The 23,327-nt window shown below is 64.5% G+C and carries 24 protein-coding genes; 8 read left to right on the top strand and 16 right to left on the bottom strand.

Annotated elements, in window-relative coordinates:
• Positions 1 to 3: 3 nt before the first annotated feature.
• The 6 genes from BRADO_RS24910 to phnC form a co-directional block, all read right to left on the bottom strand.
• Positions 4 to 819, bottom strand: a complete 816-nt coding sequence (locus tag BRADO_RS24910) for an ABC transporter permease (protein ID WP_012028972.1) — start codon at positions 817 to 819, stop codon at positions 4 to 6.
• A 50-nt stretch (positions 820 to 869) separates the two neighbouring features.
• Positions 870 to 1,877: an ABC transporter substrate-binding protein gene (locus BRADO_RS24915; RefSeq protein ID WP_012028973.1), complete on the bottom strand. Its 1,008-nt coding sequence runs from the start codon at positions 1,875 to 1,877 to the stop codon at positions 870 to 872.
• 155 nt (positions 1,878 to 2,032) lie between these two features.
• The gene (gene phnE / locus BRADO_RS24920) at positions 2,033 to 2,881 is read right to left on the bottom strand and encodes a phosphonate ABC transporter, permease protein PhnE (protein WP_012028974.1); all 849 of its coding nucleotides are present in this window, start codon (positions 2,879 to 2,881) and stop codon (positions 2,033 to 2,035) included.
• A complete protein-coding gene (gene phnE, locus BRADO_RS24925; protein ID WP_012028975.1) occupies positions 2,878 to 3,762 on the bottom strand; it encodes a phosphonate ABC transporter, permease protein PhnE in 885 nt (294 codons plus the stop codon). Before phnE (BRADO_RS24925) ends, phnE (BRADO_RS24920) begins: the two co-directional genes overlap by 4 nt.
• A gap of 96 nt (positions 3,763 to 3,858) precedes the next feature.
• The gene (gene phnD / locus BRADO_RS24930; RefSeq protein WP_012028976.1) at positions 3,859 to 4,791 is read right to left on the bottom strand and encodes a phosphonate ABC transporter substrate-binding protein; all 933 of its coding nucleotides are present in this window, start codon (positions 4,789 to 4,791) and stop codon (positions 3,859 to 3,861) included.
• Between the two features lie 77 nt (positions 4,792 to 4,868).
• Positions 4,869 to 5,678, bottom strand: coding sequence for a phosphonate ABC transporter ATP-binding protein (gene phnC / locus BRADO_RS24935; protein WP_012028977.1), 810 nt, complete (start codon positions 5,676 to 5,678; stop codon positions 4,869 to 4,871).
• A gap of 181 nt (positions 5,679 to 5,859) precedes the next feature.
• Here phnC and BRADO_RS24940 point away from each other — a divergent pair, with 181 nt between their 5' ends.
• Genes BRADO_RS24940 through BRADO_RS24950 form a run of 3 tightly spaced genes read left to right on the top strand, consistent with a single transcriptional unit; the run spans position 5,860 to position 8,413 of the window.
• Positions 5,860 to 6,522, top strand: coding sequence for an acetyltransferase (locus BRADO_RS24940; RefSeq protein WP_012028978.1), 663 nt, complete (start codon positions 5,860 to 5,862; stop codon positions 6,520 to 6,522).
• Entirely contained in the window at positions 6,519 to 7,706 is a 1,188-nt protein-coding gene (locus BRADO_RS24945) for an alpha-D-ribose 1-methylphosphonate 5-triphosphate diphosphatase (RefSeq protein WP_012028979.1), read from the top strand. Before BRADO_RS24940 ends, BRADO_RS24945 begins: the two co-directional genes overlap by 4 nt.
• 5 nt (positions 7,707 to 7,711) lie before the next feature.
• Complete coding sequence (locus tag BRADO_RS24950; protein WP_012028980.1) at positions 7,712 to 8,413, top strand: DUF1045 domain-containing protein; 702 nt, start codon at positions 7,712 to 7,714, stop codon at positions 8,411 to 8,413.
• 6 nt (positions 8,414 to 8,419) lie between these two features.
• Here BRADO_RS24950 and BRADO_RS24955 read toward each other — a convergent pair whose 3' ends face one another.
• The 6 genes from BRADO_RS24955 to BRADO_RS24980 form a co-directional block, all read right to left on the bottom strand.
• Positions 8,420 to 9,532 carry a mechanosensitive ion channel family protein gene (locus BRADO_RS24955; RefSeq protein ID WP_012028981.1) on the bottom strand — a complete coding sequence of 371 codons (1,113 nt, stop codon included), beginning with the start codon at positions 9,530 to 9,532 and terminating at the stop codon, positions 8,420 to 8,422.
• Positions 9,533 to 9,653: 121 nt separating this feature from the next.
• Complete coding sequence (locus tag BRADO_RS24960) at positions 9,654 to 10,409, bottom strand: SDR family NAD(P)-dependent oxidoreductase (RefSeq protein ID WP_012028982.1); 756 nt, start codon at positions 10,407 to 10,409, stop codon at positions 9,654 to 9,656.
• Positions 10,410 to 10,439: 30 nt separating this feature from the next.
• Positions 10,440 to 11,363 (bottom strand): acetamidase/formamidase family protein, encoded by a 924-nt coding sequence (locus BRADO_RS24965; protein ID WP_012028983.1) that lies wholly within the window; start codon positions 11,361 to 11,363, stop codon positions 10,440 to 10,442.
• Between the two features lie 61 nt (positions 11,364 to 11,424).
• A complete protein-coding gene (locus BRADO_RS24970; protein ID WP_012028984.1) occupies positions 11,425 to 12,276 on the bottom strand; it encodes an ABC transporter permease in 852 nt (283 codons plus the stop codon).
• Positions 12,273 to 13,097: an ABC transporter ATP-binding protein gene (locus BRADO_RS24975; RefSeq protein WP_050781042.1), complete on the bottom strand. Its 825-nt coding sequence runs from the start codon at positions 13,095 to 13,097 to the stop codon at positions 12,273 to 12,275. Before BRADO_RS24975 ends, BRADO_RS24970 begins: the two co-directional genes overlap by 4 nt.
• Positions 13,094 to 14,140, bottom strand: a complete 1,047-nt coding sequence (locus BRADO_RS24980) for an ABC transporter substrate-binding protein (RefSeq protein ID WP_012028986.1) — start codon at positions 14,138 to 14,140, stop codon at positions 13,094 to 13,096. Before BRADO_RS24980 ends, BRADO_RS24975 begins: the two co-directional genes overlap by 4 nt.
• A 582-nt stretch (positions 14,141 to 14,722) precedes the next feature.
• Between BRADO_RS24980 and BRADO_RS24985 the strand changes: the two genes are divergently transcribed.
• The 4 genes from BRADO_RS24985 (at position 14,723) to BRADO_RS25000 (ending at position 19,703) form a co-directional block, all read left to right on the top strand.
• Positions 14,723 to 15,277 (top strand): peroxiredoxin, encoded by a 555-nt coding sequence (locus BRADO_RS24985; protein ID WP_009032247.1) that lies wholly within the window; start codon positions 14,723 to 14,725, stop codon positions 15,275 to 15,277.
• Positions 15,278 to 15,279: 2 nt separating this feature from the next.
• Positions 15,280 to 15,825, top strand: coding sequence for a carboxymuconolactone decarboxylase family protein (locus BRADO_RS24990; protein WP_012028987.1), 546 nt, complete (start codon positions 15,280 to 15,282; stop codon positions 15,823 to 15,825).
• 500 nt (positions 15,826 to 16,325) lie between these two features.
• Positions 16,326 to 17,246, top strand: coding sequence for a hypothetical protein (locus tag BRADO_RS24995; protein WP_012028988.1), 921 nt, complete (start codon positions 16,326 to 16,328; stop codon positions 17,244 to 17,246).
• A gap of 102 nt (positions 17,247 to 17,348) precedes the next feature.
• Positions 17,349 to 19,703, top strand: a complete 2,355-nt coding sequence (locus tag BRADO_RS25000) for an ABC transporter substrate-binding protein (RefSeq protein ID WP_012028989.1) — start codon at positions 17,349 to 17,351, stop codon at positions 19,701 to 19,703.
• A 13-nt stretch (positions 19,704 to 19,716) separates the two neighbouring features.
• Here the strand turns inward: BRADO_RS25000 and modD are convergent, their stop codons facing one another.
• On the bottom strand, positions 19,717 to 20,577 hold the full coding sequence (modD, locus tag BRADO_RS25005) for a ModD protein (RefSeq protein ID WP_012028990.1): 861 nt from the start codon (positions 20,575 to 20,577) through the stop codon (positions 19,717 to 19,719).
• Between the two features lie 131 nt (positions 20,578 to 20,708).
• Here modD and BRADO_RS25010 point away from each other — a divergent pair, with 131 nt between their 5' ends.
• On the top strand, positions 20,709 to 21,272 hold the full coding sequence (locus BRADO_RS25010) for a DUF2478 domain-containing protein (RefSeq protein ID WP_012028991.1): 564 nt from the start codon (positions 20,709 to 20,711) through the stop codon (positions 21,270 to 21,272).
• Between the two features lie 30 nt (positions 21,273 to 21,302).
• On the opposite strand, the gene BRADO_RS25015 is transcribed toward BRADO_RS25010, so the two are convergent.
• The 3 genes from BRADO_RS25015 to BRADO_RS25025 all read right to left on the bottom strand — a co-directional run bounded on the left by BRADO_RS25015 (position 21,303) and on the right by BRADO_RS25025 (position 23,308).
• On the bottom strand, positions 21,303 to 21,509 hold the full coding sequence (locus BRADO_RS25015; protein WP_009032254.1) for a molybdopterin-binding protein: 207 nt from the start codon (positions 21,507 to 21,509) through the stop codon (positions 21,303 to 21,305).
• 153 nt (positions 21,510 to 21,662) lie between these two features.
• Complete coding sequence (locus BRADO_RS25020; RefSeq protein WP_012028992.1) at positions 21,663 to 21,959, bottom strand: ferredoxin family protein; 297 nt, start codon at positions 21,957 to 21,959, stop codon at positions 21,663 to 21,665.
• 41 nt (positions 21,960 to 22,000) lie between these two features.
• A complete protein-coding gene (locus BRADO_RS25025) occupies positions 22,001 to 23,308 on the bottom strand; it encodes an FAD-dependent monooxygenase (protein ID WP_008966546.1) in 1,308 nt (435 codons plus the stop codon).
• Between the last annotated feature and the right edge of the window lie 19 nt (positions 23,309 to 23,327).

Genomic DNA, 23,327 nt, shown 5'->3' on the forward strand with positions numbered 1-23,327 from the left:
GTGCTAGCCCGCCGCTGCCACGGAGTTGCCGGTGAAGCTGCGCGCCAGCGCCAGGATCAGCCACGTCATCGCGCCCAGGCCGACCGACAGCGCCGCCGAGGTCGCCAGGTTTCCGGCCAGCGTGAACTCCGTGTAGATCAGCATCGGCAGCACGTCGATGTTGGTCGCGAGCGTGAACGCCGTGCCGAAGGCGCCCATTGCGGTTGCAAAGGCGATGGCGCCCGAGGCGACCAGCGCAGGCGCCAGCGCCGGCAGGACGACGTCGCGCAGCACGGCCCACGGGCTCGCGCCGAGCGAGCGGGCCGCCTCCTCCAGGCTCGGATCAAGCTTTTGCGCCGCCGCCATGATGGTGAGAATGACCCTGGGAATCGAGAAGTAGAGATAGCCCAGGAACAGGCCGTAGATCGAATAGGCGAATACGATCTTGTCGCCGAGCAGACGCGAGGAGACGTCGCCGATCAGGCCCTGGCGGCCGGCGAGCAGGATGATCATGAAGCCGATCACGACGCCGGGGAACGCGAGCGGAAAGGTCAGGATCGCCACCAGAACGGCACGGCCCGGAAAGCGATGACGCTGCAGGAACAGGCCGGCGATCGTCGCGACGATCAGCGTCGCGACCGTGGTCGCGGCCGCCAGCAGCACCGTGCTCAGGAGCGTGGCGCGATAGCGCGGCTCGGCGATGATGGCGAGATACTCCGCCGGTCCGCGCAGCCCCTCCGCGCCGGTGACCAGCAGATGCACCACCGGCAGAACGAAGAAGGCGGCCGTCACGGCCGCCAATGGCAACAGACACGCCCAGACGAAGGATTTGTGCGACATGATCTCGAGCGTGCCCCGTCGGCTGTTGGCCAGCGGGGCACGCGACTCCCTTAGCGGACTTCGGACAGATAGCGGTCGACGAAGCCCTTCTGCGCGGCCTCCATGTCGCCCCAGTTGACGCTTTTGGCGCGGGCGTAGTCGCTGTCCGGCAGGAACTTGCTCTTGACGGCTTCCGGCAGCTCGATCGGACGGGCCGGACGCAAATACGCATTGGTCCAGATCGCCTGGCCCTTGTCGGACAAGAGATAGTCCATGACCTTCTTCGCCTTGTCCTTGTCGGGCGCGTTCTTTACGAGACCGACGACGTAGGGGAAGACCACCGAGCCTTCGCAGGGAATGACAAACTCGAAATTGCCCTTCTCGGTATATTTCGCGCGATAGGCATTGAAGTCGTAGTCGAACAGGATCGGGATCTCGCCCGAGACCACGCGCGCATAGGAGGTCTGCTTCGGCACGATCGGATCGTTCCTGCGCAGATCTTTGAGGAAGCTGACCGCGGGATCGAAATTGGTTTGCGAGCCGCCGAGCGCGAGATTGACGGCCACGGCGCCGACATAGCCCACCGCAGCCGAACTCGGATCGAGATAGCCGACCATGCCTTTATAGTCGGGCTTGAGCAGATCCTTCCAGCACGCCGGTATCGGCTTGCCGCCCAATGCATCCTTGTTCACGAACAGCCCGAGCGTGCCCGAATGGATCGTGGTCCAGTAGCCGTCGGCATCCTTCAGGCCGGCCGGGACCTGATCCCAGTTGACGGGCTTGTACGGCTCCAGCGCGTCCTGCGCCTTGGCCTTCATACCGAAAGTCACGCCGAAATAGCCGATGTCGCCGACCGGATTGGCCTTCTCGGCGAGGATCTGCGCCAGCGCCTGGCCGGAGTTCTTGTTGTCGTGCGGGATGTCGTAGCCGAGATCGGTCTTGATCGCCTTCAGCATCGACGCCCAGTCGGCCCATTCCGGCGGACAATTGTAGCAGATGACGTCAGCGGCCTTGGCGGGCTGCGACGGCGCCAGAACGAACAGCGCGAGCAGCGCAAGAACGAGGCGGATGACCTTCATGAATGAAACTCCGTATGCCTGGCATCACGGCCAGTTCCGGAGCCCCTTACGGCCGGCAGATGAAAGATTTGCGACAGCGCGTGAAGTGCACACACGCGCGAGCACAGCTGGATCGTTCGCCTACGAACAATCGCAACCTTCAGATGCCGCCGCGATCAGGCGACGGCGCGACGTCCGATGATGGCGAAGCGCAGCCTGTTCGAGATCCAGTCGATCGCGGCCACCGCCACCAGAATCATCAGGATCAGGAACGACACCTTCTGCCATTCCAGCACGCGAATCTGTTCGGCGAGCTGCAGGCCGATGCCGCCGGCACCAACGATGCCGATGATGGTCGCCGAACGGGTGTTGGACTCGATGAAGTACAGCACCTGCCCCGCGATGACCGGAAGCACCTGCGGCAGCAGGCCGAATCGGATCTCATGCAGCGCGTTGCCGCCGGCGGCGCGCACGCCTTCGACCTGCTTGCGGTCGGCGCTCTCCATCGCCTCCGAGAACAGCTTGCCGAGCGCGCCGAAGTCCGAGACCGCGATCGCGAGCACGCCAGCGAAGGGGCCGAGCCCGACGACATTGATCCAGACCAGCGCCCAGATCAGCGTGTCGACGCCGCGGATCGTGTCGAACAGCCGCCGCACCGGGAAGCGGAAGATCGCCGAGGGAATGACGTTGCGGGCGGCGAGCAGGCTGACCGGGAACGCAAGGCATGCGGCGAGCGTGGTGCCGAGCACCGCGATCGACAGCGTCTCGCCGAGCGCCTTGAGATAGACCGGCAGCGAGCCGCCCGGGTCGGGCGGCAGCATCAAACGCGCGATCCAGCCGAGCTGGCCAAGGCCGGACAGAATGCGCGACGGCGAGAAATCCAGGTCGACGAGACCGAAGACGAAGACGGCGAGCGCCAGCAGCAGCACCAAGGGGGTCGCGAGCCGTGCCGACATCGGCCGGTTGAAGATGTGCGGATAGCGCTCGCGCAGCTGCGTCGGATCCGGCGTGTCCGGAAGGCTCATGTCCGCGCCTCCGCGCCGAACAGCCGCCCGCGCAGCCAGCCGGTGCCGATATCGATCAGGAACACCGTCACCACGATCATCACGAGGATGGCGCTGACGTCCGAATAATAGAACTTGCGGATCGCGACGACCAGCTCCTGGCCGATGCCGCCCGCGCCGACGAAGCCCATGACGGAAGCCTCGCGGACGTTGATCTCGAAGCGCAGCAGCGTGTAGCTGGAGAAGCCGGCAATGACCTGCGGCAGCACGGCGAAGCGCATGCAGGACAGCCAGCTCGCGCCGGTGGCTCTGATGCCCTCGACCGGCTTCATGTCGGCATTCTCGACCACTTCGGAGAACAGCTTGCCGAGCGCGCCGCTGGAATGCAGCGCAATCGCGAGCACGCCGGCCACCGGGCCAAGACCGAAGGCGATGACGAAGATCAGCGCGAACACGATGCCGGGAACGGTGCGGGCGAATTCGAGCACGCGGCGCACCGTGAATCGGACCCACGGCGCCGGCGACGTGTTCTCGGCGGCGAGAAAATTGAGGCAGAACGCCACCAGCATGCCTGCGAGCGTGCCGACATAGCTGATCAGCAGCGTCTCACCAAGCAGCTTGATCCACTTCTTGAAGCCCCAGAACCATTCGGGGACGTTGGTCCAGACGCGGTGACCGTCGTCGAGCGTGAAGATACGGTCGAAATAGCTGAGGAAGTTGCCGAAATAGGTGAAGAACGTCCGCAGATTGACTTCCGCGCCGACGGCGGCGGCCAGCAGCACGGCCAGGAACACCAGGCCGCACAGCGCGAGGCGCAGTCGGCGGCGCGAGACCGCCCGGCGATACGCATCGCTCAGAGCCTCAAGCTGCTGGCTCGGCAGGATCGAAACGGCGACCGCCATCGGATGCGTGCTGCTCTCTCTGTGAAACGATCTGGCTCTGGTCAAGGCGAGAGCCGGGTCATGCCCGACCCGGCTCCCGCTTGGATGGGACGTCGATCAGGACGCCTTCTTGCGCAGGCTGTCGACGAACTTGATCAGATCGATCGTGCCGTCCCAGTCCTTGGTCGTGGCCGGATGGAAGCCCTTCTTCTGGCCGTCGGAGAGACGGTCGAACGCCGCCTTGTCCTTGGTCGGCGCGTCGAAGAAGGCCTTGGCGATCGCCTGTTTGGCGTCTTCAGGCAGATCGGTGTTGTAGGCATAGGGGCCGTTGATGATCGGGGCCGACTTGTGGATGATGCGGAAGTCGTCCTTCTTCATCGGCGAGCCGTCTGCGTTCTTCAGCATGCCCTTGGTGAGCATCTGCGCGAGCGTCGAGTCGTTGTCGCTGGTCCACTGGTTGGCGGCGACGTCGACGGTGCCCTGGCTGAGGGCGAGAACCGCGTTCTCGTGGCTGCCGGTGAACACGACCTTGCCGAAATAGGCCTCGGCGTCGGTCACGCCCATCTTGTTGAGCTCGAAGCGCGGCACGTTGTTGCCGGAGGTCGAGTTCGGATCGACCAGGCCGAGGTTTTTGCCCTTGAGATCCTCGACCTTCTTGTAGGGGCTGTTGGCCTTGACGAAGAACACCGAGTAGTAGCCGGTGCTGCCGTCGGCGTTGATGTCGTTGGCGAAGGCGTCCGTCTTGACGCCCGTCAAACGGGCGCGGGCGAACGAGGCCGAGCCGTAGCTCGCGATGTGGATGTTGCCGGCGCGCTGGCCCTCGATGACGGCGGCGTAGTCGTTGGCGATGCGGAGCGTGACCTTCACGCCCAGCTCCTTGGACAGATAGTTGACGAACGGCGTCCAGCGCTCGGTCACGCCCGAGGCATTCTCCGCCGGGACCACAGCGAAGGTCAGTTCAGGATACTTCGCCTTCCAATCCTCGGCCGACGCCTGGGCCGTGAAAGCCAGCGCAGCGACGCCCGCCAGAACGATGCGACGATTGATCATAACATTCCCTCTTGTTGCAGTAAGTAACGAGTCTCGCGCCCCGCGATGCGGAGCCCGTGACGGTAGAAACCAAGATCTCAGGCCACGGCGGCTTCGCCGAGTGCGGGGACCGGCCCCACCGGCGCTGGATGCACCGCATCCATGACCTCGTCGGCCTCCAGATCGTAAAGCTCGCGCGCGATCTGCGCGGTGAGCGCCGCCGGCAAATCGTCGAACACGACGCGGCCCTGCGCCATGCCGATCAGGCGGTCGCAATAACTGCGCGCGAGATCGAGCGAATGCAGGTTGCAGATCACCGTGATGCCGAAATGCTTGTTGATGCGCAGCAGCGCATCCATCACGATCTTGGTGTTGCGCGGGTCGAGCGAGGCGATCGGCTCGTCGGCCAGGATGATTTCCGGGTTCTGCACCAGCGCGCGGGCGATCGCGACACGCTGCTGCTGACCGCCCGAGAGCTGATCGGCGCGCTGCGCGGCGAGCGAGGCCATGTCGAACTGCTCGAGCGCGGACAATGCCATCGCGACGTCGTCGGCCGGCCACATTTGCGCCAGCGACCGCCAGGACGGAACCTGGGCGAGCCGGCCCATCAGCACATTGGTGAGAACGTCGAGCCGCCCGACCAGATTGAACTGCTGGAAGATCATCGCCGAGCGGGCGCGCCACTGGCGCAGATCGCGGCCGCGCAGCGAGGTCACGTCAAGATCCTTGAACAGGACTTGTCCGGAGCTGATCGGACTCAGCCGGTTGATGGAGCGCAGCAGGGTCGACTTGCCGGCACCGGACCGACCTATCACGCCGACGAAGCTGCCCGGCGGCACTGAGAAGGACGCATTGTCGACCGCGGCTTTCGCGCCGAAACGGCACGTCAGACCATTGACCACCAGCATGGACTTCTCCAGACGCCTCGCTTTGCTCTACCGCTAGCGTCTGGTTTAAACAGTTATGTGACAGTCCGCTGACGCCGCCTGGCTCATCCATACGCGCATCGACGTTGTCATGGTGATGTCACGCGAATGTCATGATGGACGCCCTACAGGTTCTGCTTGATCTCAAGGGAATAAGAAAGACATGGTCGGCAAATCGCTTTCCATCGATCCCACCGTCGATCCCAGCGCCAAGCTCCATGAGACGCATCTCGGCGCGTATACCGAGGTTGGTGCGCGAACCATCCTTCACGAGGTGACGATGGGCGACTACTCCTATGTCGTCAACGACGCGCAGATCACCTATACGACCATTGGCAAGTTCTGCTCGATCGCGGCGCTGACCCGGATCAATCCCGGCAACCACCCGATGTATCGCGCGACCCAGGCCCACTTCACCTATCGCGCCAGCGCCTACTTTCCCGGCGAAGCCGACGATGCCGAGTTCTTCGCCTGGCGCAGGCGCCATCACGTCGACATCGGCCACGACGTCTGGATCGGCCATGGCGCGATCGTGCTGCCGGGACGGACCATCGGCACCGGCGCCGTGATCGCCGCGGGTGCCATCGTCACCAAGGACGTGCCGGCCTACACGATCGTCGCCGGCAATCCCGCCCGGATCATCAAGCGGCGGTTTCCGATCGAAATCGAGCAGCGTCTCGTCAATCTGGCATGGTGGGACTGGGACCATGAGACGCTCCGCGCGGCGCTACCGGATTTCCGGCAGCTCGAGATCGGCCAATTCCTGGACAAATACGAGACGGCTCTCGACGGCAGGCGCCAGGTGCGGCAGAGTGCCGCGCAATGACAGACATCTCCATCTCCTCGGGCCGCTGTCTGATCGGCGCCGACTTCGCTGACACCTCTCTGACCGTATCCGAAGGCGTGATCGACCGGCTCGATGTCCCCACGCGCGGTGCCGCGCTGGATCTCGATGCCGCCGGCCTCACGGTCCTGCCCGGGATCGTCGACATCCATGGCGATGCGTTCGAGCGGCAGATGATGCCGCGGGCTGGCGTCGACTTCCCGATCGACGTCGCGCTTGTCGACAGCGACCGCCAGGCCGTCAGCAACGGCATCACCACGGTGTTCCACGCGACCACATGGTCGTGGGAGCCCGGCCTGCGCAGTGCCGGCAATGCACGCCAGTTGTTGGAGGCGATCGAGACCCTGCGTCCGCGGCTCGCCGCGGACACGCGCTTCCACCTCCGGCACGAGACCTACAATCTCGACGACGAGGATGAGATCCGCCAGTTGCTCGCTGCACGGCGGATCGACCTGTTTGCCTTCAACGATCATATGGACTCGACTGTCGCGAGCCTGGAGAAGCCGCACAAGCGCCAGCGCATGGTCGATCGCACAGGCTTGTCCGGCGACGAGTTCGACCGCCTCGTCGGCCGCATCGCGGCTCGCGCGGACGCGGTGCCGTCCTCCATCTCACGTCTGGCGGAGACGGCGCGCACGGCCGGGGTGCGCATGCTGTCGCACGACGACGAAAGTCCGGAGATGCGCCGCGCCTTTCGCGGTCAGGGCGTCTCCATCGCCGAGTTCCCGGTCAACGAGGAAACGGCGCGCGAGGCCGCCGCAGGCGGCGACGCCATCGTGTTCGGTGCGCCGAACGTGGTGCGCGGCGGCAGCCATACCGGCTGGACCAAGGCAAGCGACATGATCGCCAAGGGCCTCTGCTCGGTGCTGGCATCCGACTACTACTATCCTGCGCCCCTGCTCGCGGCCTATCGTCTCGTCGCGGACGGCGTTCTGCCGCTGGCCCGCGCCTGGAGCCTGATTTCAGCCGGCCCCGCGCAGGCCGCAGGCCTGTCCGACCGCGGCACGCTCGCACCAGGGCAGCGGGCGGACATCGTGCTGGTCGATGACAGCTCCTCGATGCGTCCACGCATCGTCGCCGTGATCGCGGCCGGGCGTCTCGTCCATCTCACGGACGCTGACCGTCTCACCACGCATGCGGTACGCCGCGCAGCGGCGGCGGAGTGAGCACCGTGGAAGGCTATCCGCGCTACGCCATCTACTACACGCCTGCGCCGGACACAGCGTTGAGCGTGTTTGGCGCTCATCTGCTCGGCTACGACGCCTGGACCGCTCAGGAGCGGGATTTCCCAAGCGGAATTCTCGATACGATAGCTGATTGGGCGGAGCTGACCGCGGACGCGCGGAAGTACGGCTTCCACGCCACCCTGAAGGCGCCGTTCCCGCTGCATGATGCGCGGACCGAGGCTGAGCTCATCAGCGCCTGCGCGGCGTTCGCCACGACGCCCAGGACCGTGCCGATCATCGGTCCCGTCATCGACGCGATCAGCGGCTTCATTGCTGTGATTCCCAGCGAGGTCGTCCCGAGGCTGCAACAGCTCGCCGCGGACTGTGTCGAGACGTTCGAGACGTTCCGGGCGCCGATGAGCGCGGAGGACCGCGCCCGGCGCAGGCCGGAGCTGCTGACGCCGCGGCAGCGCGCGCACCTCGACCGCTGGGGCTACCCCTATGTCATGGAGGATTTTCGCTTCCACATGACACTGACGTGCCGGCTGTCCGACGAGCGGCGTCCGCCCATTCTCGCGATGCTCAAAGACCGTTTCGCCGGCCTCGATCTCACCGAGCTCGCCATCGATCGCATTGCGCTGTTCCGGCAATCGGGATCGGGCAGCCGCTTCAGCATCGTCGGGAGCTGGCCGATCGCAGCAAGCTAATTTAGCTCAGTTCGCCGCGGCCGCGAAATGCGGCGGCGACTGCGGATTTAACACCGACAGCGGCGGCGAGATGTCGGCGCGGTCGCGCGGCAGTGCCTCGCGCATCTCCCGCTGCAGAAAGGCAATCAGCTTCTCGCGCACCTCGCAGCGCAGGTCCCAGGCCTGCGGCGCGTTGCGCGCGCTGACCAATGCGCGCAGCTCCATTGTGCGCGCATTGGTATCGACGACCTGAAGATTGACCACGGCACCATCCCAGATCTTGGATTCCTTCGCCACCTCCTCCAGCCGCTTGCGGATGCGCGGGACATCAGCGGCGTAGTCGACATGCAGCACGACCGAGCCGATCAGCGAGGCCGCATCCCGGGTCCAGTTCTGAAACGGGCGCTCGATGAAATAGGACAGCGGCACCACCATGCGCCGCCAGTCCCACAGCCGGATCACGACATAGGTCGAGGCGATATCCTCGACCCACCCCCATTCGTTCTCGATGATCACGGCGTCCTCGATCCGGATCGGCTGAGTCACCGCGATCTGGACGCCGGCAATCAGGTTGCTGAGCAAAGGCCTTGCTGCGAGACCGACGATCAGACCGGCGGCGCCGGCCGATGCGAACAGGCTCACGCCATATTGCCTGACGGAGTCGAACGTCATCAGCGCCGCCGACACGGCGACGGTGATGATCAGCGTATCGATGACGCGCTTGAAGACACGGACCTGGGTCACGTGCTTGCGGGCGAGGAAGTTCTCCGTGATGTCGTCGCGAAAACGTTGCAGATAGCGTGCGGACACCATGTCGACGATACGGATCGTAATCCAGCCGACCAGTGCGATCGTCGCGACCACGAACAGATGCGCCAGCGCGCGCCGCCAGCCCTCGTTCAATGGCGCCAGCGGCAGCACCAGCGCCAACGCAATGAGACAAAGTGCCAGTCGCGCCGGGCCTGCAGTCCGCTGCAGGATCGGCAGCAGGATGGATTGACGCGGACCGATCGCGCGCCTCACCACGGCACGGAGCACCTTGTAGACAAGCAGCGCGCCCAGGACGGCGCCGATGATCAAAGCTGGCCCGACCATCCAGTCGGGAACCAGCGCGGACAACTGCTGTACGAGTGCCTGCATGCCCTGTTCTCCCTTGCAGCCTCAAGCGCTCTCAACTCGTGAGGCCGCTTGGAGAGTCGGACGTTGGCCGCAGTGCAGCATTCTTTTGCTGCATGGCTGCCAAGCTTGCGCGAAGGCGAATCTAGACCGCCTTCGTCAAGGCACCATCGATGATCAGGTTGGTTCCCGAGATGCGGCTGGCCAGCGGGCTCGCCAGCATCACCACGCCAAAGGCGACCTCCTCGGCGGTTCCCATGCGCCCCGTTGGGTTCAGGCCCATCGCCATCTTGAACAGATCCGGCGATCCGTTCTCGATGTTCTGCCAGATGCCGCCTTCGAAATAGGTGTTCCCCGGCGAAACCGCGTTGACGCGGATCCCCTTGCTGACAAGCTGATGAGCGAGGCCCTTCGCGTAGTGAATCAACGCGCCCTTGATCGCGCCATAGGATCCCGCGGCAAAGTCGACCTCGAAGCCGGATACGCTGGAGATGATGCTGATCGAGGCCGACTTCGATTGCTCGAGATAGGGAACCGCCGCCGCAATCGAATTGACGGTGTGCATCATGTCGGTCCGGAAGGATTTCTCCCATGTCTCCGCCGTGTCGCCGACGGCGAGCGCGCTGACATTGCAGACCACGCAGTCGACGCCGCCGAGCTCTTTGGCTGCGCCTTCGACCCAGCCCTTCAGCGCGACGGAATCGGCGACGTCGATCCCCTGCCCCCAGGCCTTCACGCCCTTCGCCACGAGCTTGGCGACCACCTTGCTCACGGCCTCGGCGTCGCGGGCGCAGATGGCCACGTTGGCGCCTTCGGCGGCAAACAATTCGGCGATCGCGAGTCCGATACCCTTGCTACCGCCCGTGATCAGCACGCTCTTGCCCGCCAATCCCAGATCCATGATGTCCTCCTTCGTCTCGAGTGAACGGCCTCAGCCGTGATAGCCGGCGAGCAAGGTCTTGTTGACCTTGCAGATGTAGGTGTATTTCGGATTGACCACCTGGGTACAGCGCGCCTCGGCGACCTGGCCGAGCAGCATATAGGCCTCCGCTGCCGGGATCTTCCAATCATCCTCGAGCCAGTTGATCATCTCCTCGAACGCGATCCGCATCGCATCCTCCAGGGGGCGCGCACAGCCGAGCGTGCAGATATGCGTCGGTGTCTCGATACGCGGATGGTTCAGCCGCGCCGGTGCCTTGTCGAGCGAGACCTTGACGGTGAGGTTCGCCGCGATCTCGATCGCGCCCATGCCGTTGGCCTCGCCATCGCCCTGGATGGCGTGGCAGTCGCCGAGGAAAAGATGCGCGCCATCCTTGTTGACGCGGAAGAACACCGAATTGCCCGACGTGATCTCCTGCACATCGAGATTGCCGCCATGCGGGCCGTTGTCGACCGTCAGCACCGCTCCATGGACCGGCGCCACGCCAGCGACGCCAATCATCGGCCGCACCGGCAGCTTCACATGCTCGTTCCACAGCACCTGACCGTTCTCGACGGCGACGACACGGGTCTGGATGCCGAACTCCTTGCGCCGAACCCAGTCGGGGAACATGCCGATGCCGGGCCATAGTGCCGTGAATCCGAGGCGGTCGAGCTCCATGTCGATGATGTCGAGCCGCAGCATGTCGCCGGCCTTGGCACCGCGCACCTCGATCGGACCGGTCGCACCGTTGACGTAAGGCAGCGTCACGTCGCTTTCGACCAGTTGCTGGCCGAGTGCCCGAATGGTGCCGTCATTGACGTTGATCGCGCATTCGACGACGAAGATCTCACCGGGCTCCACTGACGCGATGAACTTATCATCGCCGGAGAGCGCGTATTTGATGTTGCCCGCCTTGCTGACGCGCTTTGACATGATCACTCCCTGTTTTGTCCGCCGTTTCGTTTCTGGTGATGCATGATCGGAGAATCCCGCCTCATCGTTGCAGCTGCCGTCGCCATGGCATCAGAAGCTGCTCGATCTTGCCAACGGCAAAGGTCAGGACCAGGGCCAGCGCGATGGTGGCGACCAGCGCGGCGAAGACCTTCGGAATGATGTACAACGAGCCGGCCTTGAAGATCGCGTGCCCCAGGCCCTCGGATGACGACATGAACTCACCGACGATGGCGCCGATCAGCGCGAAGCCGACCGTGAGCTTCAGTCCTGCGAAGATGTCGGTCAGCGACGCCGGCACGACCAGCTTGCGAAAGATCTGGAACTTCGAGGCGCCGAGCGTGCGCAGCAGGTTGATCTGGTCGGGGTCGACCCCGGTCGCGCCCTTGTAGGAGGTCACCAGCGCCACGATCACGACCGACAGGGTTGACATCGCGACCTTCGAAATCAGGCCGGTGCCGAACCAGATGATGATGATCGGCGCCAGCGCGATAATCGGGATCGAGCCGAGCGCGATGACGAACGGCTCGACCACGCGCGAGACGAAACGTGAATACCACAGCGACAGCCCGATCAAGGTGCCGGTGCAGTTGCCGACGAAGAAGCCGAGCAGCGTCTCGAGGCCCGTGACATACGTGTCGCGCCAGAGGCTTCCATCGTAAGCCATCTGCGACAGGAACTTGAAGATCGCCGAGGGCGAGCCGAACATGAAGGCCGCCGCCTTGTTCTGGCCCGTCGCGTACTCCCAGAACGCCAGGAAGGCCGCGAGCACGACGAGCTGGGTCGCGAGCACTCCGAGCGTGTTGCGCAGACGCAGCCAACGCCGCCCTGCCGGTGCAGCGCGATCGCTCAATCCCTTGGCAGCGGCCGGCGTCACGTCGATCTCCGCGGTCATTGCAGCACCACGTCGAGATCAGCCCAGATGCTGCGGACATAATCGCTGAAGCCCGGCGCCTGCCGGACCGAGATCACGTCGCGGCGATCGGCGCCGAGCGCGATGTCGTAGACCGTCTTGATCTGCGTCGGACGCTTGGTCAGCACGATCACGCGGTCGGCGAGCGACACCGCCTCCTCGATATCGTGGGTGATCAGCAGCAGCGAGCGCCGGCCTTTCCGCACCAGTTCGACCGTGTCGTTCTCGATCAGCAGCTTGCTCTGGAAATCGAGTGCGGCGAACGGCTCGTCGAGCAGCAGCACGTCCGGTTCGTTGACCAGCGTCCGCGCAAGAGCCACGCGCTGGCGCATGCCGCCGGACAAGGTGGAAGGATAGTGATCGGCAAAGCCGTGCAGCCCGAGTTGATCGAGCATCGCGCGGCAGCGGTCCTCGGCCTGCGCCGCCGGCACGCCGCGGATCTCGAGGCCGAGCATCGTGTTGCCGAGCGCGGTCCGCCACGGCAGCAGCAGATCCTTCTGCAGCATGTAGCCGACATTCTGCGGCTGTCCCGCGACCTCCAGACCATGCCAGCGGATGCGGCCGGCATCGGGCGCGAGCAGTCCGCACAGCGTATTCAGCAGCGTAGTCTTGCCGCAGCCGGACGGGCCGACGATGCTGACGATCTCGCCCTCCTTCAGTGTCAAGCTGAGATCGCCGATGACCGGCACGATGCGGCCGCCGTCGAGCTCATAGCTCTTGGCCACATGTTCGACGACGAGCGGGGGCGCGGGCGCCGCCGGGGCGCCCGGCCCGATCTGCACCGTACCGCTCACCTCAGTCATTTGAGACTGGCGATCGCCTTTTCTGCAAACGAGTTGTCGATGATCTGATCGAACGGGACCGAGCCCTTGGCATTGCCGAGATAGACCTGCATCTCCATCAGGTTGGCCCACTGATCGGTCTTGGTGATCACCGACTGCGCCGGGATGAGATATTTCAGCTCGGCATCGATCGCCTTGTCAACGACTTCGCCGGGCAGATCCGGGAATTCCTTGCGGGCCACCTCCTTCGAGAAGGCTGGATCGGCATAGGTCTTTCGCGAGGCCTCCTCGAACGAGGTCACCAGCGCCTGGACCATCTCCGGATCCTTCTGGATCGTGGTCGGCAGCACCATGATGCCGGTGTTGCAGAACGGGCCGATATAGTTGGAAAAGTCGAACACCACCTTGGCGCCCTGCGCTTCCGCCGCCGCGACACTCGGCTGATAGGCGATGGCGATGTCGGCCTGCCCGGCGAGCATCGCGGCGATCTCGGTGCCGGGATTGACGGGAACGATCGTCGCGTCGACGCCGACCTTCATGCCCGCCTTCTCGAGCAGGCGCTTGGCGACGCTGTAGTTGGTGTTGGGCTCGGGCGAGGTCACGATCTTGAGACCCTTGAAGCCCTTGGGATCGGTGATCGGCTCCAGCGTCTTGGAGACGCCGAAATAATGCGCGCGCTGCACCACCGTGCCGACGACCACACCGGGCCCGCCATTCTCGCGCGAAATCTGCGCCATCGTCGCATCGCCGATGGCGAAATCTGCGGAGCCGCCGAGCACGGCGGCGAAGGTCTGCGTGTCGCCGCCGGCGGCGCTGACCTGCATGTCCAGGCCGTTCTTCTTGAAGATGCCGGCATGCATGCCGACGTAGAGATTGATGTAGCCGAGATTGTGCACGGCCTCGCTGAAGCGGACCGTCTTCAGGCCGGCCGCCAATGCCTTACGGGTTCCCAGGAGCGAGGGCGCTCCGAGTCCCGCGGCCAGTGCGGCCGATGTTGTCAGAAAGCGCCGTCGATCGAGGGACAGGCTCGCGCTCGCAGATATTGCCGAGACACGTTCGCTCATGGTGCAGAACTCCTCCCAGGCCAGTGGATGTCATCCCGCCGGGAGAGTATGGCCGCGCGCTTCAGCAGCAAGGCGAAATAACAGACGCGGTCTGCTGAAAAGCTGACGTCATCACGTCCGGCCCACGACGCCGTTGCGCCCGATACCTTTGAGCTGCCGCGCGCTTGTCACCTGACTGCCGCTTCCGGAGCCGCGGTGGTCAAACGTGCATCGCAGCAAGGCCCTTAATGTCAATTTTGCCACTCAGACCGCACAAAGAAATTGCAGGTCTCGACGCGTTCGCTAGCGTCCCGTCAGTTCCTGCCTCAGCGATCAGCCGACCCCTACGATCAACTTCTCTCTGCGACCTCGCACGGATGCACGCGGCAAATGCGTAAAGACGGTCTGTCGCGAATCGCACGTTGAGCGAATGCATCACGTGCCCGTGTCACATCCCTGACATCGCATTCGTTCGCAATCGCAACATGACCAAGTCAAGCGTCGCTTTCCCGACAACGCATTGATGTTGATAGCTAATGGCATATCGCTTGCAATGCACAATGCGCCTCGCTATTGCAGCGCAGAAATTTCTTGGAGTGCGACATGCTCGGAATTGGAAGTAAGCTGCCGTCGTTCGAAATCGTCGGTGTGAAGCCTGGTTTTCATCTGCAGGAGGAGAAGGGCGAGAGCGCCTTCGAGACCCTGACCGAAGCCAGCTTTCCCGGAAAGTGGAAGATCATCTTCTTCTATCCGAAGGACTTCACCTTCGTCTGCCCGACCGAGATCGCGGAGTTCGCGCGGCTGTCGAAGGACTTTGCCGACCGCGACGCGGTCGTGCTCGGCGGCTCCACCGACAACGAGTTCTGCAAGCTGGCCTGGCGTCGCGACCACAAGGATCTGCACAAGCTGCCGATCTGGCAGTTCGCCGACACAAAGGGCTCCCTGGTCGACGGCCTCGGCGTGCGCTCGCCGGATGGCGTCGCCTACCGCTATACGTTCATCGTCGATCCGGACAACACCATCCAGCACGTCTACGCGACCAACCTCAATGTCGGCCGCGCGCCGAAGGACACGCTGCGCGTGCTCGACGCGCTGCAGACCGACGAGCTCTGCCCGTGCAACCGCGAGGTCGGCGGCGAGACCCTGAAGGTCGCTTGATCATGTCGATCGAGCAGCTCAAGGACCAGATTCCGGACTTCGCCAAGGACGTCCGGCTCAACCTGTCGTCGATGGCGTCCGACGAGACGCTGTCGCCGCAGGCGAAGTATGGCCTGTTCGTCGCCTGCGCGATTGCGACGCGCAATCCGATGGTGATGGCGGCCTTCGAAGCGGTCGCAGCGGCACAGTTGTCGGCGACGGCGCTTGCGGCGGCCAAGTCGGCCGCCGCGATCATGGCGATGAATAACGTCTACTATCGTTTTGTGCACCTTGCCTCGAACAAGGAGTACGCGACGATGCCGGCCCGGCTGCGAATGAACGTCATCGCCAATCCCGGGGTCGACAAGGCGGATTTCGAGCTGTGGTCGCTGGCGGTGTCGGCCATCAATGGCTGTGGCACCTGCATCGACGCCCACGAAAAGGTCCTGCAAGAGGCCGCCGTTCCCGCTGCCTCGATCCAGACCGCCGTCCGCTTCGCGGCCATCATTCAGTCGGTCGCAGTGGCCATCGAGGCCGCCGGTGTGACGGTCGCGCTGGCCGCCGAGTAGAAATCTATCTTATCTGTGAATGCGGCCGGCAATGTCCGGCCGCATTTGTTTTTTGTGAGTTCACTTCAGGGTTGAAGTCGCCGCGGCGACGATGCAGCCGTTCATTCGACTAAGCCCCTGAACGCGCGGCGAAGCCGCGCCCCCGGCGGCACCGGGGTACTCCGCGCCTCCTGCCGTAAGACCGGGACGCTCCTGCCTCTTCCCGCACAACGAGCATTCCCGGGTCGTGCGAGCCGGGAAATTTCCATCAAATAGCCTTACCACCTCACGCTTCCCGCCAAGAACATTGATCAGCTTAAGGGCCAAGCAACATCGATTGTGACCAGGGCGCGCGAAAACAGTGGCGCGTGTGTCGGAAGGAAACCGGACCTGTCAGTCGCGACGCAAGCGGGGATGCATTTCCTCCGATCTCGCAACATGCGATCATCGGGCAGGCCGCGCATGCCTGACGCCCTGAAGCTCTCTCCGGCGAGCGGATCGCCGGAGACAGGAGGCTAGTGATGAGTGCTCCAGTTCAGAATGATCCGGACAGGCCGGCGCCGCCTTGGGCCAGCGCGGAGCTTCGCAAATACGCGCCGCGCCGCCGTCAGCCTGATGCTAGCCCGGCGCCTTACGATCTGCCTCAGGACGCCGGTTCCCTGCCGCACCATCTCGTGGCACGGAAAAACTTGCTGCCAGTGCGCCAGCCAGCGATCAATCTGGACGACGAAGAGGTGCGTCGCGCCTGGAGCGCGAAGCTCGATCCCGTCGTGATGCCGCTGCCGCCTGAGGACATGGACAAGGCGTCGCCGCTCGGCCTCGTGATCAAGATCAGCGCGGCCGTCGGCATCGCAGCGTCCATCGCGCTGATGGTCGCCAATATGGTCGCAGTCGACGGGAGCGGGACCGCGGCGGCCGGCAAAGGCCCGATGATGCCCTCCACCGTGCTGGAGAGTCTCGCCCAGATCGACCCGGCGGAGGCCAAGGTCGCGCAGGATGATCCGCCGCAGACGGTCGCATCGCTCGCGACACCCAGCACGACCGAGGCGGCGACGCGTAGCTGGCCGGCGGCACCCCAATCGCCTCCATCCATGACCGCCGCGCCGCCGGCAGCTTCGAGCCAGCCGTCGCCGCCGCCCGTCGCGACATCTCGTCCGACAATCCCGCTGCCCCGCGACGAAGTCGATTCGCTGATGAAGCGCGGACGCGACCTGCTCGCCGCCGGCGATGTTGCGAGCGCCCGCCTGATCCTGACAAGGCTGTCCGATGCGGGCATCGCCGACGCATCGCTTCTGCTCGCACGCACCTACGACCCGAACGAGCTGACGAAGTCGCGTCTCCTCGGGGCCGTCCCCGACGCGGCCAGGGCGCGCACCTGGTATCTCAGGGCCGCAGAGCAGGGATCGCCGGAAGCCAACCGCCGGATCTCCGCGGCGCGCTGACGACGTCAGATCTCAGCTTCTCAGACGCGATCCGGACCGCCTGGCAACAAGGGCGGCAGCGATCCCCTGCGCTCAAAAGCCGGACCATCGACGGGAGGATTCATGATGCAGGGCATCGACACTGCGATTCGTGCCGACGTGACGGCCCCGTGCAGTTCAGGTTTGCCGCGCCCGGCACGGCCGGTGAGCCGTGCGGAGATGACCGGAAAGGCAGCCTGTCTCGCGCTCGCATTCGCAATTCCGCTGCAGGTCGCCCAGCCCCGTCCAGCCGCAGCCGCCGGTAATGAAATCCGCATCGGCAACACCATGCCCTATAGCGGCCCGGCGCTCGCCTACGGCGTCATCGGCAAGGCGATCACGGCCTATTTCAACAAGGTCAACGCCGAAGGCGGCATCGACGGCCGCCGCATCAGTTTCATTTCTTATGACGACGGCTACAATCCGCAGAAGACGGTCGAGATGACTCGCAAGCTCGTCGAGGAGGACAATGTCCTGCTGATGTTTGCCAGCCTGGGCACCGCCACGAGCCTCGCCGTCCGTCCCTATCTGAACGCCAACAAGATTCCGCAGCTCTTCGTCGCTTCCGGCTCCTCGCAATGGGATCAGTCGCAGGACTTTCCCTGGACCATGGGCTTTCAGCCGAGCTACCAGACCGAGGCGCACATCTTCGCGCAATATCTGCTCGAGACGCATTCACGCGGCAAGATCGCGATCCTCTATCAAGATGATGATTTCGGCAAGGACTACATCAAGGGCCTGAAGGATGCTCTCGGCGGCAAGATTCCGGTGGTCGCCGAGGCCGGCTACAAGGTCACCGATGCAAACGTCAACCAGCAGATCGCGACCTTGAAGGCCTCGGGCGCCGACATCCTGCTCGACGTCACCACCCCGAAATTCGCGATCATGGCAATCCGGCGAGTCGCCGAGATCGGCTGGCATCCGGACCATCTCCTCACCTCGGTGTCGGATTCGACCTCCGCGGTGATGCTGGCCGCCGGCGCGCAGAATTCGGAAGGCATCCTGTCCGCCAACTACTTCACCGATGAGGACGACACGGCGACGACCGACGATCCGGCCCACCGCGAATGGGCGTCGTTCATGGACCGCTACCTGCCTCAGGTCTCGCGCAGCAACGGACTTGCGATCTACGGCTATATCGTCGCCGAGACGATGGTGGCCGTGCTGAAGCAATGCGGCGACGATCTGTCGCGCGAGAACATCATCAGGCAGGCATCGTCCCTCAAGGGCCTCCAGGTGCCGATGCTGCTGCCGGGCATCACGATCAACACCAGCGTCCACGATCACGCGCCGCTGGAGCAGATGCAGATGATGCAGTTCATCGGCGGCAAATGGCAGCGCTTCGGTCCGGTCCGCAGCGGCATCGACCCAGGTACCGTCAGCGAGTCCTTCAAGACGATCTTCCGCTACGGCACCGCGAAGAAGGATCTCGCCAATCAGTTGAACGCGAACACCGTGACGCTGATGACCGGATCGTTCGGCAGCACCTATGCCAACATGGGCGCGGATCTCGCTTCGGTCCTCGACAAGGGCGCCGAACTGCGGGTCCTGCCGGTGATCGGTCGCGGCTCGGTGCAGTCGGTGGCCGACATCCTGCTCCTGCGCGGCGTCGATGCGGGCGTCATCCGCAAGGACACCCTCGCCTTCCTCGAACGGAAGGACTTCGCCAACAACGTCCGCGAGCAGCTGGTCTATGTCGCCAAGCTGTTCAACGAGGAAATGCACGTGGTGGCGCCGAGATCGATCACCAGCTTGAGCGAGCTCGACGGCAAGACGATCGCCGTCGACCTTCCCGATGGCGGCACCTTCGTCACCTCGATCAACGTGTTCGAGCGTCTGGGGATCAGGCCGCATCTGCTCTACATCGAGCCGCGGCTCGCGGTCGACATGCTGCGCCGGGGCGACATCGACGCGATTATCGCCGTCGAGGGCAAGCCGCTGCAATGGCTGAGCCAGATCAGGGATCCGAACCTGCATCTCGTGCCGGTCGAGTACGACAAGGCGCTCCGCGAGGACTATCTGCCGGCGCAGCTGTCAGCCGAGGACTATCCGAACCTCGTCAGCGCCGGCACCCCGGTGAACACGATCGCCGCCGAGGCGCTGCTGGCGTCGTATAATTGGCAGGCCGGCAGCGATCGCCACCGCCGGCTGTCGCTGCTGGTCGAAGCGCTGTTCAACAACCTTCAGACGCTGCAGCGGCCGCCGTTTCATCCGAAATGGCTGGAGGTCGCGCCGCTGGCGCCGATCGCCGGCTGGACCCGGTTCAAGACGGCGCAGGACTGGCTCGATCGCAATATGCCGGCAGCCCAGGTGGTGGGCGCCAATGCCCAGGCCAGCGACCTCCCGCCGAACGCGGCGAACGACCCGAAACTGTTTCGCGAGTTCCTGGAGTGGCGGGCCAACCGCCAGAAGCGGCCGGCCGCCCGGCCGCCGCAATGATCGATGCAAAGCGTCAGGCCGCTGCCCTGGTGATCCTGACCTGCACGTCGCAGGGACGCGCGAGATAAGGCGCGGAGGTGACGAGCACATCGGCGCCAGCCTCGGCATAGGCCGCGGCGTTCCGCGCATTGACGCCGCCCGCGGCCGCAACGATCGGCCGGACCGGCAAGGTGGCCAGCGTCCTCACGCGTTGAACCAGTGCCGCGATGTCGGCAGGCGGAAATTTTTCAGCTTGGATGACGTCGAAGCCGGCGGCAGCAGCCGCCACGGCGTGCTCGATGGTCGTGACCTCGATGACGAGACGCTTTTCCGGAGCGGTACGGCGCAACCGCTCGGCAATGTCGGCGAGCGGCGTCTCGCCAAGAAACGCCCGATGCTCCGGGAAAACGAGGATGGTCTCGGACAGGCCGAGCCGATGCATCACGGCTCCACCCGCCTTCACCGCAGCCACGGCGTACTGCTTGGTGCCCGGGACATTCTTGCGCGTGCAGGCCACGGCAATGCCGGGCCTTGCCGCGCGCGCGGCACCCACGATGGCGGCGGCCTCCGTGGCGACACCCGACCAGATCTCGATCAGCGTTTGCGCGACCTTCCAGCTGCGCAGCAGGCCGGCGGCGCCCCCTCGCGCCCGCAGGATCGGCGCGCCCTTCTCGAGTGCCGCACCGCTGGCTGCAAGCTGTTCGACACGGCCACCGGCCAGCTCGATCAGCGCGGCGGCGTCCTCTGCGAGCGCCAGCACCATCCGGTCGCGCGCGACGAACAACATCTCCGCAGGCTCGGCGCCGATTCCGAGCACCTCCGTGGTCAGGTCGCCATAGGGCACATCGTCCCGGAGCAGCGCTTCCAGATCATGGTGCGTCACGGTGGTCGGCACGTGCGAGATCTCCTGTTGGTAGGCAGGCCTTATTCCCGATATATATACGGCGCCCTGCACGCTCACGATGGCAGGCCTGACATGAGGTGGACGGGCCGAACGGAAGCATCGCAGTGGCCCGAGGTCGACACATGACGCCGCATGAATTCGCCGAGCCGGCCGAGCTCAACCCGCCACGCCTCGCCGCGGTGCTCTATGGACCGGGTGACGACGCCGACACGCTGTTGGATGATTTTGTCCAGGGGCTGCAGCAACGCGGGGTGCGCGTCGGCGGAATTGTCCAGCGCAACACAAGGGACGCGATCGGCCGCAAGAGCGGGATGGACGTCATCGACCTCACCAATGGCGACACGATCTCGATCTGCCAGGATCTTGGCAGCGGATCGACCGCCTGCAAGCTCGACGCGGCCGGCCTCGCCGAAGCCGGCATGGCCGTTCATCGCGCCATCAAGGCTCACGCCGACCTCATCGTCATCAATAAATTCTCCAAGCAGGAGGCGTCGGGAAGCGGCCTGCGCGGCGAATTGGCCGACGCGATCACATCGGGAATCCCGGTGCTGACGGCCGTGCCGCAGAAGTGCATCGCCGACTGGCGGGACTTCGCCGGTGACCTCGGCACATTGCTGCCGCCGTCGCGCTCCGCCATGGACGCATGGTGGCTGACGCTGGGCTCCCAGCCCGCGAGCGCCGGCTAAGCGACGCACACGGTCGCCGTTACCCCAGGGCTATTTCCCGATCATCACGTCCGACGACTTGATCACGGCCGACACGCGATCGCCGACCGCGAGAGCGAGCTCCTCGACCGCCTCGTTGGTGATGGCCGAGAAAACCGTCAGCCCGGGGGCGAGCTCGACCTTGACATGGGCCGTCGTCGCTCCCTTGGAGACCGAGATCACCGTTCCCGGCAAGACGTTCCGCGCGCTCAGCTTCACTGACCTGCTCCTCCTCTTCGGCAGCAACCCTGCTGCAGTCCGATGAAAGCAGAGAGAACACCCGTGTTCAATGACCTATATCAAGAATGATATAGCATCGGATGGTCCGCGGCGCATTTCGCGGGACATGCGCCGCCCTGCCTGCCTCGGCGCTCAGCCGAACTTGAACAGCACGCCGTAGCCGCCGCGAGGATAGCTCCATTCGATGTCGCCGCTGCCTTCGCCGATCACCCGGCAGGTGCCGCATTCGATGCAGCCGTCGACGGTGATCTCGACCTGGCCGGAGTCGTTGAGCTCGTAGCAGCGCGCGGGACACGCCTTGAGCAGCGCCTTCAGCTGCGGGCTCGGCGTGGTGTGCGGACGGACCTTGATATGGGCCCGGCCGGGATCGACCTGGTAGCGATTGTAGAACAGTTTGTCTTCGACCCTGACTGCAACGTCCGTGCTCATCTCTGATCTCCCTCGCTTCGATTGCTTAGTTCATTCACCGATTAGCGCCACGCCCGGGCGAACTTGAAGGCATCGCCGAACAGGCCCGTCCACGACCTCGCACTCACGAAGGACCGCAGCATGCTGCTCTCCTTCTCCTTCTTCGGCGTGCCGTCCACGCGCACGAAGTTCTGCATCGCCTTGGAGACCAGCTGCGGATAGGTGAGGAAGAAGTTCTGCGACTGGTTGTGCAGCAGCGCCGGCATGTCCTTGTACTTCTTCAGATCCTTGATGACGAAGGACTCTTCCAGCATCTTCTTGTAGAGCGCGAGGTTCTCCTTGGTCATCGGATCGCGGCGCGACTTGACCTGGAAGATCGCCTCGGCGGCGATGCGCCCTGAGGTCATGGCGAGGTTGGAGCCTTCGCGGTGGATCGCGTTGTTGAGCTGGGCGGCGTCGCCGACCACGACCCAGCCGTCGCCGCAGAGCTGCGGGATCGCGTTGTAGCCGCCCTCAGGAATCAGATGCGCCGAGTACTCCTTCACCTCGGAGCCCTCGATCAGCGGCGCGACCGACGGATGCTGCTTGAAGCGCTCCAGCAATCCATAAGGCGTCTCGCCGGTCTTCTGGAAGTCGGACACGAGGCAGCCGATACCAAGCGAGATGCACTCCTTGTTGGAGTAGATGAAGCCCATGCCGGTCATGCCGCGGGAGATCGTCCCTGCGGCCTCGATGACCGCGCCCTCGTCGCCCTTGAGGTTGAAGCGGGCCTCGATGGTCTCGCGCGGCAGGAAGTGCATCTCCTTGACCGCGAGCGCGACGTTCTCCGGCTTCGGCCGCTCGCGCAAGCCGGCGCGTGTACCGAGCAGGCCGTTGACGCCCTCGGCCAGCACGACCACGTCGGCATGGATCTCACCGTCGCGGCGGTCGGTCTTGACGCCGATCACCTTGCCATAGGCGTCCTGCGCCAGCTCCGTCACCGTGGTCTCGCACAGCACGGTGGCGCCGGCTTCCTTGACCTTGGACGAGAACCATTTGTCGAACTGGGCGCGGATGATGGTGTAGCGGTTCGGCTTCTCCTCGTTGAAGTCGTCCGACTTGTAGTGCAGGCCGACATGGGACTTGTCGTCGAGCATCCAGAAGCGCTGCTCGACGAGGTGCCGCTCCAGCGGCGCTTCCTCGCGGAAATCCGGGATCAGCTTCTCGAGCATGTCGGCATAGAGAATGGCGCCCTGCACGTTCTTCGAGCCGGAATACTCGCCGCGCTCGAGCTGCAAGACCTTCATGCCGCGCTGGGCCATGGTCAGCGCAGCCGCATTGCCGGCCATGCCGGCGCCCACGACGATCGCGTCGAAACGTTCCTCGATCATTGCCCTGCTCCTCTGGTGC

The organism is Bradyrhizobium sp. ORS 278, from assembly GCF_000026145.1.
GTDB lineage: Bacteria > Pseudomonadota > Alphaproteobacteria > Rhizobiales > Xanthobacteraceae > Bradyrhizobium.